This window comes from Streptomyces sp. NPDC059371 (assembly GCF_042751995.1).
Classification (GTDB): Bacteria; Actinomycetota; Actinomycetes; order Streptomycetales; family Streptomycetaceae; genus Streptomyces.
The window spans coordinates 61,403-73,814 of record NZ_JBHYXD010000024.1; the positions used below are offsets into that span (position 1 = coordinate 61,403).

At 73.4% G+C, this 12,412-nt stretch carries 10 protein-coding genes, 1 tRNA gene and 1 pseudogene; 10 read left to right on the forward strand and 2 right to left on the reverse strand.

Going from position 1 to position 12,412, the window contains the following annotated elements; genetic code table 11:
* The first annotated feature begins 261 nt into the window (after positions 1–261).
* From ACFXGX_RS16620 to ACFXGX_RS16635, 4 genes are all read left to right on the forward strand, one after another.
* Positions 262–1,743, forward strand: coding sequence for an alkaline phosphatase family protein (locus ACFXGX_RS16620; RefSeq protein ID WP_384790881.1), 1,482 nt, complete (start codon positions 262–264; stop codon positions 1,741–1,743).
* A 110-nt stretch (positions 1,744–1,853) separates the two neighbouring features.
* Positions 1,854–2,633 carry an HAD-IIA family hydrolase gene (locus ACFXGX_RS16625; protein WP_355771953.1) on the forward strand — a complete coding sequence of 260 codons (780 nt, stop codon included), beginning with the start codon at positions 1,854–1,856 and terminating at the stop codon, positions 2,631–2,633.
* Between the two features lie 292 nt (positions 2,634–2,925).
* Positions 2,926–3,483 carry a hypothetical protein gene (locus tag ACFXGX_RS16630; RefSeq protein WP_384790884.1) on the forward strand — a complete coding sequence of 186 codons (558 nt, stop codon included), beginning with the start codon at positions 2,926–2,928 and terminating at the stop codon, positions 3,481–3,483.
* 1 nt (position 3,484) lies between these two features.
* Positions 3,485–4,150: a class F sortase gene (locus tag ACFXGX_RS16635; RefSeq protein WP_384790887.1), complete on the forward strand. Its 666-nt coding sequence runs from the start codon at positions 3,485–3,487 to the stop codon at positions 4,148–4,150.
* A 431-nt stretch (positions 4,151–4,581) separates the two neighbouring features.
* On the opposite strand, the gene ACFXGX_RS16640 is transcribed toward ACFXGX_RS16635, so the two are convergent.
* Positions 4,582–4,655: transfer RNA gene (locus tag ACFXGX_RS16640), tRNA-Lys, on the reverse strand.
* A gap of 184 nt (positions 4,656–4,839) precedes the next feature.
* Here ACFXGX_RS16640 and ACFXGX_RS16645 point away from each other — a divergent pair.
* Positions 4,840–6,180, forward strand: coding sequence for a peptidoglycan-binding protein (locus ACFXGX_RS16645; protein ID WP_384790890.1), 1,341 nt, complete (start codon positions 4,840–4,842; stop codon positions 6,178–6,180).
* A gap of 90 nt (positions 6,181–6,270) precedes the next feature.
* On the opposite strand, the gene ACFXGX_RS16650 is transcribed toward ACFXGX_RS16645, so the two are convergent.
* Positions 6,271–6,642, reverse strand: a complete 372-nt coding sequence (locus ACFXGX_RS16650) for a hypothetical protein (RefSeq protein WP_384790893.1) — start codon at positions 6,640–6,642, stop codon at positions 6,271–6,273.
* Between ACFXGX_RS16650 and ACFXGX_RS16655 the strand changes: the two genes are divergently transcribed.
* The 5 genes and pseudogenes from ACFXGX_RS16655 to ACFXGX_RS16675 all read left to right on the forward strand — a co-directional run.
* The gene (locus tag ACFXGX_RS16655) at positions 6,583–7,773 is read left to right on the forward strand and encodes an SPFH domain-containing protein (RefSeq protein WP_384790895.1); all 1,191 of its coding nucleotides are present in this window, start codon (positions 6,583–6,585) and stop codon (positions 7,771–7,773) included. The genes ACFXGX_RS16650 and ACFXGX_RS16655 overlap by 60 nt on opposite strands.
* A gap of 138 nt (positions 7,774–7,911) precedes the next feature.
* Complete coding sequence (locus ACFXGX_RS16660; RefSeq protein WP_384790899.1) at positions 7,912–8,565, forward strand: lytic polysaccharide monooxygenase; 654 nt, start codon at positions 7,912–7,914, stop codon at positions 8,563–8,565.
* Positions 8,566–8,698: 133 nt separating this feature from the next.
* Positions 8,699–9,169: a DUF3592 domain-containing protein gene (locus ACFXGX_RS16665; protein WP_384790902.1), complete on the forward strand. Its 471-nt coding sequence runs from the start codon at positions 8,699–8,701 to the stop codon at positions 9,167–9,169.
* Positions 9,170–9,274: 105 nt separating this feature from the next.
* The gene (locus ACFXGX_RS16670) at positions 9,275–11,005 is read left to right on the forward strand and encodes an AMP-binding protein (RefSeq protein WP_384790905.1); all 1,731 of its coding nucleotides are present in this window, start codon (positions 9,275–9,277) and stop codon (positions 11,003–11,005) included.
* Positions 11,006–11,560: 555 nt separating this feature from the next.
* Positions 11,561–12,412: pseudogene (locus ACFXGX_RS16675) on the forward strand (M18 family aminopeptidase); the annotation flags it as partial.

Genomic DNA, 12,412 nt, shown 5'->3' on the forward strand with positions numbered 1-12,412 from the left:
CCGAACCGCCTTCGGCCGAAGGCCGTCGGCCGAACCGCCCTCGGCGAGGGCCCCGGGCCGAACTGCCTTCAGCCGAAACGCCGTCGGCCGGACCGCCTTAGGCCGGACCGCCTTCGGTCGAAAGGCCGTCGGCCGGACCCACCGGCCCCGCGAGACTCCTGGAACCACCAGGGGCATCGCCACGCCCCACCGCGCCACCCTCGCTGTCCATCCGTGCTCCACACCCTCGTCCCCCTTCCGGAGGATCACGTGTCGTCACGCATGTCCCGTCGCTCCCTGCTCGCCTCCGCGGCCGGTCTCGCCCTCGCCGCCGGCCCCCTCGCCTCCGTCGCCCGAGCCGCCGCCAGGACCCCCAAGGTCCTCGTCATCGGCCTCGACGGCACCCTGCTGGACCGCGTCAAGGACGCCGACGCCCCCAACCTCGACGCCCTCATGGCCGCCGGCCTCACCGCGCCCAGCAGCATCTACGCCAACCCCTTCGCGCCCACCCTCTCCGGCCCCGGCTGGTCCACGATCATCACCGGCGTCTGGCCCGACAAGCACAACGTCAAGGACAACACCTTCACCGGCCAGAAGTTCGCGCAGTACCCGGACTTCCTCACCCGGATCGAGACCGCCCGGCCGTCCCTGTCGACGTACGCCGTCTCGTCCTGGGCGCCCCTGACGGACACGGTCTTCTCCCCCAAGGTCGACACCCGCGTGTCCACCCCGGGCGCCGAGTACGACACCGGCACCACCTCGCGCGCCGTGGCCCAGTTGCGCGACGCCGACCCGGACGCGGTGTTCGTCCAGCTCGACAACGTCGACCACGCGGGCCACAGCTACGGCGCCGCCGCCCGGCAGTACCTGGACGCCATCCACGGCGTCGACACCCAGGTCGGTCAGATGGTCGCCGCGGTCAAGGCCCGTGCCACGTACGCCTCCGAGGACTGGCTGATCATGATCACCGCCGACCACGGGCACACCGACGCGGGCGGCCACGGCGGCTCCAGCACGCCCGAACGGCAGACCTTCATGATCGCGACCGGCCCGGCCCTGGCCGCCGGTTCGGTGCGTCACGACGTCAAGATGCCCGACATCGCCGCCTCCGCCCTCGCCCACCTCGGCGTCGCGATCGACCCGGCCTGGGGCCTCGACGGACGGCCCGTGCAGCACCCCGTCCCGGACGACTTCGACACGCTGCGCCCGCAGCTCGCCACCCGCGTCGACGAGACCGGCATCGGCGCCTCGGTGCTCGGCTTCACGCACACCCCGCCGAGCGGCTGGTCGGTCGACAACTCCGCGATGGGCACGGGAGGCGTCACCGAGTGGCGCGGCTGGTCCTTCACCACGGACGAGTTCTGGACGAAGGCGCAGGCCGACCAGAACCGCGAGAGCAACGTCCGCGCGCGCAACGTGTTCGCCGTGGCCGACGGCGACGAGTGGCAGGACAAGACGTTCTCGGGCACCTTCGACTCCACGCTCGTCAGTCCCGCGTACCCGGTCACCGGGGGCGCCGCCGCCACCCTCACGTACACCACCTACTACCGGCAGGAGTCCCCGCAGAAGGGCGAGGTGCTCGTCTCCTACGACGGTGCCGCGCCGGTCGGTGTGAAGACGTACACCGCCGACACGTCCTCCCGCGTGGAGAGGCTGACCCTCCAGGTCCCGGCGGGTGCGACGACCGCGCGCGTGCGGTTCCGGTACACCGGCGGCAACAACTGGTACTGGGTGATCGACGGAGTGTCGGAGAAGCCCGCCTGACCGGAACGGCACCGCAATGCCCTGACTAGGCTGAGGGCGTCGGCACAGTGTCGTTCCGGCGCCCGCGGATCGAGTGCGTACGTACGCCAGGACGGCAGGAGACCCAGCACATGTCAGAGCGCAAGCCGATCGATTCGTGGCTCACCGACATGGACGGTGTCCTCATCCACGAAGGTGTGCCCATCCCCGGCGCCGACGCCTTCATCAAGAAGCTGCGGGAGTCCGGGAAGCCCTTCCTGGTCCTGACGAACAACTCCATCTACACCGCGCGCGACCTGCACGCCAGGCTCAACCGCATGGGCCTGGACGTGCCGGTCGAGAACATCTGGACCTCCGCTCTCGCCACCGCGAAGTTCCTGGACGACCAGCGGCCCGGCGGCACGGCGTACGTCATCGGCGAGGCGGGTCTGACCACCGCGCTGCACGACATCGGGTACGTCCTGACCGACCACGAACCGGACTACGTGGTCCTCGGCGAGACCCGTACGTACTCCTTCGAGGCCATGACCAAGGCGGTCCGGCTGATCAAGGGCGGCGCCCGGTTCATCGCGACCAACCCGGACGAGACCGGCCCGTCCACCGAGGGCCCGCTGCCGGCCACCGGAGCGGTCGCCGCGCTGATCACCAAGGCCACCGGCAAGCAGCCGTACTTCGCGGGCAAGCCCAACCCGCTGATGATGCGGACCGGCCTGAACGCCATCGGCGCGCACTCCGAGTCCAGCGCGATGATCGGCGACCGGATGGACACCGACGTGCTGGCCGGTCTGGAGGCGGGGATGCAGACCTTCCTCGTGCTGACCGGGCTGACCACGCCGGAGGAGATCGAGCGCTATCCGTACCGGCCGTCGAAGATCGTCGACTCGATCGCGGACCTCGTCGACCGCGTCTGAGCGAGCGATCCGACCTCCGGAGCGCGTCGGGCCGGTTCCAAACCCCCGGCGGCGCGCACAGACCCGTACGGAGCAGCGGGGGGGGGGGGGGGCGGGGGGGGGGGGCGGCGCGGGCGGGGGGCGGGGGGGCGGGGGGTGTGGGGGGCGGTGGGGGTGAGGAGGGTCGGGGGAGCGCTCCCCCCCCCCCCCCCGCCCCCGCCCCCACTCCCCTCCCCGGGCGCGCCCCGCCCCCGCCTGCCCGCGCCCCCCCCCCCCCCGGAGGGGGAGTCTCCAGTTGTCTGGAGGTTTCACGATGCGCTCAATGCGTCTCACTCTCTGTGCCGGGGCGGTGGTCGCGGCCGGGTTCGCTCCCGCCGCGTACGCGGCCGACACGGGACCGGCCGGTGTGTCCGTGAACCCGGCGTCCCCGGCCGCCGGCAGCGACATCCGGCTGCGGGCCATGGGCTGCGCGGGGCGCACGGGCACCGCGGTGTCGGACGCGTTCGTCTCGGACGCCCGCCTGACCGGCGGGGGCGGCGGCGGACTCGTCGGTGACACCCGCGTCCGTACCGCACTGCGCCCCGGCAGCTACGGCATCCAGGTCGACTGCGACGGCCACCGTGACCGGGTCAAGGGCACCCTCACCGTCCCGGCACCCGACTCCTCCCCGAGCGTCGTCCCGCACGCCTCGCCGGTCGCGCCCGTGAACGCGGGCGGCGGCGGAACCGCCCGGCTCGCCGCGGCGCACGACGACGCCCACGCGGCCGGACCCGGCACCCGGCAGGCCGTGGTCGGCCTGGTCCTCGCGAGCGTGGCCGCGATCGCCGTGGCGATCCGCAGCGCGCGCCGGGGCGACGACGGCCGCGACTGACATGGCCGAACGGGAGCGTTCCTCCGGCACCGGACGTCTGCTGACCGGTGTGGCCTGGCTGGTCCTGCTGCTCGGGCTGTGGCTGTGGGGCCGCGAGGTAACGGACGTACGGCTGGGGATCTCGGCACCGACGACGGGGGACATCGCGGCCGTCGGCCGGCCGCCGGAGGTGCGGCTGCCTCCCGCGCTCAAGCCCCTCGGCAGCGCCCGGCCGCAGCGCGTCGACATTCCCTCGATGGGGGTGCAGGCCCCCGTCGTGGCCCGGGGGCTGGACGGCCGGGGCGCCATCGACCCGCCGCCGTTCGACCAGCCGGGTGTCGTCGGCTGGTACGCGGCGGGGGCGAGGCCGGGCGCCGCGGGTACGGCGATCATGGTCGGCCACGTCGACACCGAGACCCGGTCCGCGGTCTTCTACCGGCTCAGCACCGTCAAGCCCGGCGACACCGTCCGGGTCACGCGCGACGACGGGACGGTCGCCGAGTTCACCGTGGACGACGTCCAGGTGCTGCCGCGCGACCACTTCGACGCCCGGCAGGCTTACGGGGTACGGGAGGCGGGGCGGGCCGAGCTGCGGCTGATCACCTGCGGCGGGACCTTCGACCGCGCCGACGGCAGCTACACGGCGAACGTGGTCGTCTCGGCGTATCTCACGGGGAGCGGGTTGTAGGGCGCCGGGCGGAGGCCGGAGGGTGCCGGGCGGGGCCGGGGGCGAGGCGGCTGGTGCCCGGCGGTACCGGGGCCGCGACGGTACCGGGCCCGGTCGACGGCCGGTTCCCCCACCCGAAGCCGCCGACCGGGCTGGTCCTCGACCGCACGCGCACGGGCTGCGGGAGTAGCCCGGCGTCGGCACGGGAGGTCCGGGGCCCGCCCACCGGAGTGACGCGGTCGGGCCGGAGCGACCGACCTGATGCCGGGCCCACCTGAGGCCACCCTAGAACGGATGAGCGCCACCGTTCATAGACTGTTTGACGCCAAGTCCGAAACGGGGACGGCTCCGGCGAGCGGCTTTGGCGAACAGCTCCGGCGAGCACCCCGGCGGACGACTTCCGGGCATGACGAAGGGCCCCCTCGTTCATCACGAGGAGGCCCTCCGGTCGGTGCGCCGCCAGGGACTCGAACCCCGGACCCGCTGATTAAGAGTCAGCTGCTCTAACCAACTGAGCTAGCGGCGCCTGCTGACGGGAAAACTCTACCCGACCCTCGAGGGTGCTCCCGACCGGGTGTGCGGCCGCGGGGCAGGTCGGGGCGTTCCCGTACATCATTCGGACCGTCAGCGTGCGGCTCCGGATACCAGTTGAGAAACTGACGAACGTGCAGAATTGCGGACATTTCAATCTGGATCGCGAGGGGCGCCACATGAAGACTCCGGTGTTCGAGGAAGTCGATCCCGCGAGTGACTGCGATTGCCCCGGATGTGTTCACTGGCGGCGCGTGCTGCCCCCTTCCTCGCGGCTCGGGCCGTCCGGCCCGCTGGGCCATCCGGCGGCCCGCGCCCATGTCCTCGGCCTCGTGGGGGTGGCGCGGACCCCCATGGCGCTCGCGCTGGCCGTCTCCGCGGGAGCCGTCCTCGGCGCGGTGCCGGCGGTCGCCGCCGTGCACGCACCCGCCCGGCCCGGTCATCCCCCGTCCGACGGGCACGAAGAGACCCCGCAGGGGCACCGGGCGCCGCTGCACGGCCCGGCGGGGAAACCCGCGCTGCCCGTCAGGCCGGGCAAGGCGGTCCGGGGGCCCACCACCACGCGGGCCGCGATCATCAGCCGGGCCAGGACCTGGATCGACGCGCAGGTGCCGTACAGCATGGACGACTACTGGCGGGACGGATACCGGCAGGACTGCTCCGGCTTCGTGTCGATGGCCTGGAACCTGGCGGGCAACGAATGGACCGGCAGTCTCGGCAGCTTCGGGGTGCGGATCACCCGGGACCGGCTCCAGCCGGGCGACATCCTGCTCTTCCACAACCCGGACAACCCCGAGCAGGGCTCGCACGTCGTCGTCTTCGGCGGCTGGACGGACTACACGCACACGCAGTACGTCGCCTACGAGCAGGCCCCGCCGCACGCCAGGAAGCAGTCCACCCCGTACGCGTACTGGACGAACTCGGACCACTACGTGCCCTACCGCTACCGGGGGATCACGGAGGGCGCGGGCGGTCCGCCGCCGTCCACGTCGACCCGCTATCCGGGGGCCGCGTACTTCGGGACCGGCGCGGACAACGCGTACGTCACCCAGCTCGGCCGGCTCCTGGTGGACCGGGGCGGGCGCCGCTTCTACACGAAGGGACCGGGGCCGCGCTGGTCGGCCGCCGACCGGCGGGCCACGCAGGCGTTCCAGCGGGCGCAGGGCTGGAAGGGAGCCGACGCGGACGGGCTGCCGGGGCCGAGGACCTGGTCGTACCTGGTCGGCAGGCAGGGCAGGAACATTCCCGCCGTGACGGCCGGACCGGGTTCCACGGGCACCGTGCCCGGCTATCCGGGACGCGCGGTGTTCCGGCCCGGGGCGAACGACGCCCAGGTGACCGCGCTGGGAAAGCAGCTCGTCAAGAAGGGTTTCGGCACGTACTACACGTCCGGCCCCGGGCCGCGCTGGGGCGAGGCGGACCGGCGCAACGTCGAGGCGTTCCAGCGGGCCCAGGGCTGGCGCGGTGGGGCGGCGGACGGCTATCCGGGACCGGAGACCTGGCGACGGCTCTTCTCCTGAGCGGCCGGGTTCCCCACGGCTCGTGAACACACTTCCAGGCGCGGAGGCATGGAGGCAGCTATGAGTACGACGACGTCAGACACCCCGGAGTCAGAGGGGGCGGCTCCGGCGGAACCCCGGCCCGACACGGCGGCCGGGGGTGGCGACGATGACCGGTCCGGCACGGCGGCTGTGGGTGATGGCGGTGGCCGCGCCGAGACGGCGGTTGTGGGTGGTGGTGACCGCTCCGACACGGCGGTTGTCGGTGGTGGCGGCGACCGGTCCGAGACGGCGGTTGTGGGTGGCGGTGGCCGGTCCGGCACGGCGGTTGTGGGTGGCGGTGACCGGTCCGGCACGGCGGCCGGGGGTGGTGGTGACCGGTCCGGCATGGCGGCTGTGGGCGGTGACGGTGAGCGGTCCGACTTGGCGGCCGGAGGTGGTGGCGGTGAGCGGTCCGACTCGGCGGCGGGGGGTGGCGGTCACCGGTCCGAGAGCGCGGCCGAGGGCGGCGGTGGTCACCGGCCCGCCCGGCTCATCCACAACGAGGTCACCACCGAGATCCCCGTCCACCTGCTCTTCCGCGACGACCCCGACCCGGTGTCCGTGCCGCTCGCGCCCGCCGTCGTGGGCCGCCGGCGCGGCACCGGGGAGCAGCCGAGGATCCGGCGGCCCGCGCCCGGCCCCCCGCCGCGCCCGGTGCCGGAGGCCGACCCCGAGCTGGTGGAGCGGCCCGCACGGGTGCTGCCCGGCGCGGCGGGTGTGCTGGCCGGGGCCTGTGGTGTGGCCGGATGTGCCCTCACCACCTGGTGGGCGGGTCTCCTGCCGCCCTCCGTGCTGGCGGCGCTGGAGCTCCACGGGCACGCGGCCACCGGACTCGGGCCCGCGCAGTGGGCCGCGTACGCCGGTGCGGGCGCGGTCGCTCTGTTCGGCTTCGGCGGTCTCGCCCGCGGCCGGACCGGGCGGGCCTGGGTGCTCGGTCTGTTCGGGCGCTATCGCGGCACGGTCCGGCGCACGGGTCTGATGTGGGTCAACCCGCTGGTGCTGCGCCGCCGGGTCGACGTACGGCTGCGGCACTGGCGCAGCGAGCCGATGTCCGTGGTCGACGCGAACGGGGTCGAGCTGCGGGTCGTCGTGCTCGTCGTGTGGCGTGTCAAGGACACCGCGCGGGCCATGCTCGCGGTCGACGACCACCGGACGTATCTGCGCGAATGTGTGGAGGCGGCCCTGTCGCGGGTGCTCTCGCAGCTTCCGGCCGAGCTGCCGCCCGCCGTGATCAGGGATCTGACCCTGCGCAACACGGACGCGGTCGGCGAGGCGCTGACCCGGATGGTGGCCGCGGACACGGCTCCCGTCGGTCTGGAGGTGTTCTCCGCGCAGCCGACCCGGATCGAGTACGCGCCGGAGATCGCCGCGGTGATGCAGCGCCGCCGGATCGCGGCCCTGGACGCCCAGCATCGCGACAGCGTGCTGGGCTCGGTCGTCGACTCGGTCGAGGACACGGTGACCCGGCTCACCCTGCGCGGGCTGGTCGAACTGGACGACTACGAACGCAAGGCGTTGGTGAAGGACTTGACGGTGGCGTTCTGCACGGGGCGCGGGGAGGTCTCCCCGTAGGCGGCCGGGAGGGGCGGACAGGTTCGCTATTGGTATGGACATGTTCAACTACCCGCAATAATCTGACACTTGGTCTAGACCTGAAAATCGCGCGCACAGCTCACGGGAACATCCCCCACGTCCTCCAGGAGCGGCAGCATGCGCACACGGACGAACCACCTCCGCGCCGGCCGGCCCCGCACCGGCCGGAAGGCCAAGATGTACGCGGCGGCGCTCGGCCTCGCGACGGCGGGCACCTTCGTGCTCTCCACCGGCGGAGCCAGCGCCCACGGCTACACCGACCAGCCCCTCAGCAGGCAGAAGATGTGCGCCGCGAACGGCGGCGTCGTGGCCAACTGCGGTGACATCCAATGGGAGCCGCAGAGCGTCGAGGGCCTCAAGGGCTTCCCGGCGGCGGGCCCGGCCGACGGCCGGATCTGCTCCGCGAACCACACCAACTTCGGCCAGCTCGACCAGCCCAAGACCCCCGCGGGCACGGCCTGGCCGACGACCAAGGTCACCGCGGGCCAGACCTACACGTTCCGCTGGCAGTTCACCGCGATGCACGCGACCACCGACTTCAAGTACTTCATCACCAAGACCGGCTGGAACCAGAACCACGCGCTGACCCGCGCGGACCTGGAGACCACCCCGTTCCTGACGGTCCCCTACAACGGACAGCGTCCCCCGTCCACGCTCACGCACACCGGCACGCTGCCCGGCGGCAGGACCGGACACCACGTCGTCCTCGGGGTGTGGACGGTCGCCGACACGACGAACGCGTTCTACTCCTGCGCGGACGTCACGTTCTGACGACCGGGGCCCCGGCGGCCCGAGTTCTGAGCCTCCCTTGAGGCGCGGGTGCCACCGGTGCGGGTATGTTCCCCGCACGCCGACTCGACCAAGCCGGCGTGCGGGGAACGACATCGACCACCGGGGGACCGTCATGAGTGCGATCTTTTACGTCATACCCAGCCTGATCATCGCCGTGGTGCTGATCGCGGCGGCCAGAATCGTGCGCCGCTCGCTGGAGCTGCGCAGCGCCTGGACGAGCGGACTGACGGCGGAGGCACGCTGTCTGCGCTCGTACACGACGGTGAGCGGGGGCGGCAACGACACCTCCGTCACCACGACCCTGCACCACGTCTACGAGTTCACGACGCGCGAGGGCCGGGCGGTCCGCTTCGAGGAGGCCCGCGGCCGCGCGACGGTCATCGAGGGTGACATCGTCCCCGTGTACTACACCGCCTCGCACCCCGAGAAGGCCACGGCGCAGCCGCCGAGCCAGGCCAGGGCGGCCGCGGGCACCCTCGGCCTGCTGGTGTTCTTCGGCCTGATCGTCAGCTTCTGCGTCGGCTTCATGATCACCTATCACGAGACGGTCTCGGGCATCGACGAGTTCCTCGGCGGGATGTAGGACCGGCGGCGGCGCCCGCCGGAGCGCCTGCCGCGGCGGGGGCGGGGCGGGATCGCACCGCGTGCCTCTCCTCATCTGATGGATCGTCAATTATCGTACGGCGCCATGGAATCCAGCAGGCGCACCATCGGGGAGCTCGTGCGGGAGCGGTGGGGTGACCACCGGCCGGGACTGTGGTTCGAGGGCCGGGTCGTCAGCCATCACCGGGTCGCGGCGGGAGCGGCGGCCCGCGCGGCACTGCTCACCGAACTGCTGCCGTCCGGCGCGGAGCCGCATGTGGGGGTGCTGCTCGACAACACCCCCGAATACCCCCTGTGGCTGGGGGCGGCCGCTCTCGCCGGTGCCGCCGTCGCGGGGATCAACCCGACCCGGCGCGGACCCGAACTGGCCCGGGACATCCTGCACACCGAGTGCCGTGTCCTGGTCACCGAGACGGCCCACCTGCCGCTCCTCGACGGACTCGAACTCCCGGGCGTGCGGGTCCTGGTGACCGGCACGGACGCCTACGCCGAGCTCCTGAAGCCGTACGAGGGCGCGCAGCCGGACGCGGGCGCGGCGAGCCCGGACAGCCGCTTCCTGCTGCTCTTCACGTCCGGTTCGACCGGCGCGCCCAAGGCCGCGATCTGCACCCAGGGCAGGATCGCGGCGGCCGGTCGCTCGCTGGCCGGCCACTTCGGGGTGCGCGCGGACGACATCCACTACATCTGCATGCCGATGTTCCACGGCAACGCCGTGATCGCCGACTGGGCGCCCGCGCTGGCGGCCGGTGCGGGGATCGCGCTGCGGCGCCGCTTCTCGGCCTCCGGGTTCCTGCCCGACGTACGGGCCTGTGGGGCCACGTACTTCACCTATGTCGGCCGTGCCGTGCAGTACCTGCTGGCCACGCCCGCCCGCCCCGACGACCGCGACAACCCGCTGCGCCTGGGATTCGGGACGGAGGCCGGGGCGGTCGACGCGGCCGCCTTCGAGAAGCGCTTCGGAGCGCGGCTCGTCGAGGGCTACGGGTCCTCCGAGGGCGGTGCCGCCGTCCAGCGCACGCCCGGCACCCCGGCCGGGGCGATCGGCCGGGCGGCGCCCGCGGACGACCTCGCGGTGATCGACCCGGACAGCCGGCGCGAGTGCCCGCCCGCCGTCTTCGCCGAGAACGGGCGTCTGCTCAACGGAGGCGACGCGATAGGAGAGTTGGTGAACCGGGGCGCCAGTCTCTTCGAGGGGTACTGGCGCAATCCCGAGGCCGAGGCGGCCCGGCGCCGGGGAGCGTCGCCCGGGCCGGGGGAGGGGAACGGCGGGGAAGGGAAGGCGGGGGAGGGGAACGGCGGGGCGGGAGAGGGCTGGTACTGGACCGGTGACCTCTTCTACCGCGACGCCGACGGCTTCCTCTACTTCGCCGGACGCGCCGACGACCGGCTGCGCGTCGACAGCGAGAACCTCGCCGCCGCGATGATCGAGAACATCCTCGCGCGGTACGAGGACGCCGCCGCCGTCGCGGTCTACGCCGTACCGGATCCGGTGGCGGGCGACCAGGTGATGGCGACCCTGGCCCTGAAGGAGGGCGCCCGCTTCGGTCCCTCGCCCTTCGCCGCGTTCCTGCTGGCCCAGCCGGATCTGGGCACGAAGATGGCACCCCGGTTCCTGCGGATCGTGGAGCGGATGCCCGTCACCGCGACCAACAAGATCCACCGGGTGGCCCTGCGGCGCGAGGGCTTCCGCTGTGCCGACCCGGTGTGGTGGCGGCCGCCGGGCGAACCGGCGTACCGGAGACTCACGGCGGCGGACGTGGACGGGCTGGTGACCCGGTACCGGGCGCACGGCCGGGAGGAACTGCTGACGCGATAGCCGCCGGGACGGCTCGGGGGTGGGCGCTCCAGCGGCACACGAGCGGGCCTCGTCCCGGGCCCGGTACTCGTACAGGTCCGGGCCGGTGACCTTCGTTCCGGGTGGTCCGGGGGAGGGGTGACCGTCGTCCCGGACGGCCCGGGGGCATGGGGCGTTCGTCCCGGACGGTCCGTGAGGGCCGGTGGCGCCCGGCGGTGTCTTGTGAACGGTGGCGGCACGAGGCATCCCGGCCGCTTTCCGCGGGGAGGATATCCGGGCACGTGTGCCGAGGGGCCTGTGCGCCACGGGCCCGAGTCGAGGGAAGAAGGGCGTTGCGTTGCCTGATCCGGGTCGCGGACACGTAAGCCGCGGGGCGATGCCGCCCCGGCTCACGTCCGCGCCGGTGACGCCGGTGGTGTCGCCGGAGCCGAGGCCCGGAGCCGGCCGGGGATGTGTCATGCCCCCGCCTCCCAGGCCGCCCCCGGGGAGGACCGCCGCCCCAGCCGGCCCGTGCGCCCCACCGGCCGGTCCGACGCCCCCCACCCCCACCCCCTCGACGGCACCCGAAAGGCCATCATGTCCCCCACGCATGACCCGCACGACCGCGGACACAACGACGACCTGCTCGGATTCGTCAGAGCCAGCCCCTCGCCGTACCACGTGGTGGCGAGCGCGGCGCAGCGCCTGGAGAAGGCGGGTTTCGCGGAGGTGCGGGAGCGGGACGAGTGGACGGCCGGTGCCGAGGGAGGCCGCTATGTCGTACGCGGGGGAGCACTCGTCGCCTGGTACGTCCCGCCGGGCGCCCCCGCCGGCACCCCGTTCCGGATCGTCGGCACCCACACCGACTCACCGAACCTGCGGGTGAAGCCCATGCCGGACACCGGCTCGGCGGGGTGGCGGCAGATCGCCGTGGAGATCTACGGCGCGGTGCCGCTCAACACCTGGCTCGACCGGGACCTCGGCGTCTCGGGGCGGCTGGTCCTGCGTGACGGCTCGACGCGGCTGGTCCGCGTCGACAAGCCGCTGCTGCGGGTGCCGCAGCTCGCCATCCACCTCGACCGGACCGTGAACGAGGGGCTCGCTCTGGACCGGCAGCGGCACATGACCCCGCTGTGGGGGCTCGGCGGCTCCGCGCCCGGCGCGCTGCTCGGCCGGGTCGCGGACGAGGCGGGCGCCGACACCTCGGAGGTCCTCGGCTGGGACCTCATGCTGCACGACATCCAGCGGCCCGGATATCTGGGCGCGGACGAGGAGTTCATCGTCGCGCCGCGCCTCGACAACCAGATCTCGGTGCACGCGGGTGTCACCGCCCTGGTCGCGGGGGGGGGGGGGGGGGGGGGGCCCGCCCCCCCCCCCCCCCGCGGCCCCGGGCACACCCCCTCTGTGTGGCCCGGCGGCGGGGGCGGGGCCGGGCAGCCCCGCACCGAC

What these genes read in the sequence shown, in the direction of transcription:
- ACFXGX_RS16635 (WP_384790887.1), top strand. Translation starts at nt 3,485, where the DNA reads ATGGCCGAACGGGAGCGTTCCTCCGGCACCGGACGTCTGCTGACCGGT.
- ACFXGX_RS16660 (WP_384790899.1), top strand. Translation starts at nt 7,912, where the DNA reads ATGCGCACACGGACGAACCACCTCCGCGCCGGCCGGCCCCGCACCGGC.
- ACFXGX_RS16670 (WP_384790905.1), top strand. Translation starts at nt 9,275, where the DNA reads ATGGAATCCAGCAGGCGCACCATCGGGGAGCTCGTGCGGGAGCGGTGG.
- ACFXGX_RS16620 (WP_384790881.1), top strand. Translation starts at nt 262, where the DNA reads ATGTCCCGTCGCTCCCTGCTCGCCTCCGCGGCCGGTCTCGCCCTCGCC.
- ACFXGX_RS16625 (WP_355771953.1), top strand. Translation starts at nt 1,854, where the DNA reads ATGTCAGAGCGCAAGCCGATCGATTCGTGGCTCACCGACATGGACGGT.
- ACFXGX_RS16645 (WP_384790890.1), top strand. Translation starts at nt 4,840, where the DNA reads ATGAAGACTCCGGTGTTCGAGGAAGTCGATCCCGCGAGTGACTGCGAT.
- ACFXGX_RS16665 (WP_384790902.1), top strand. Translation starts at nt 8,699, where the DNA reads ATGAGTGCGATCTTTTACGTCATACCCAGCCTGATCATCGCCGTGGTG.
- ACFXGX_RS16630 (WP_384790884.1), top strand. Translation starts at nt 2,926, where the DNA reads ATGCGCTCAATGCGTCTCACTCTCTGTGCCGGGGCGGTGGTCGCGGCC.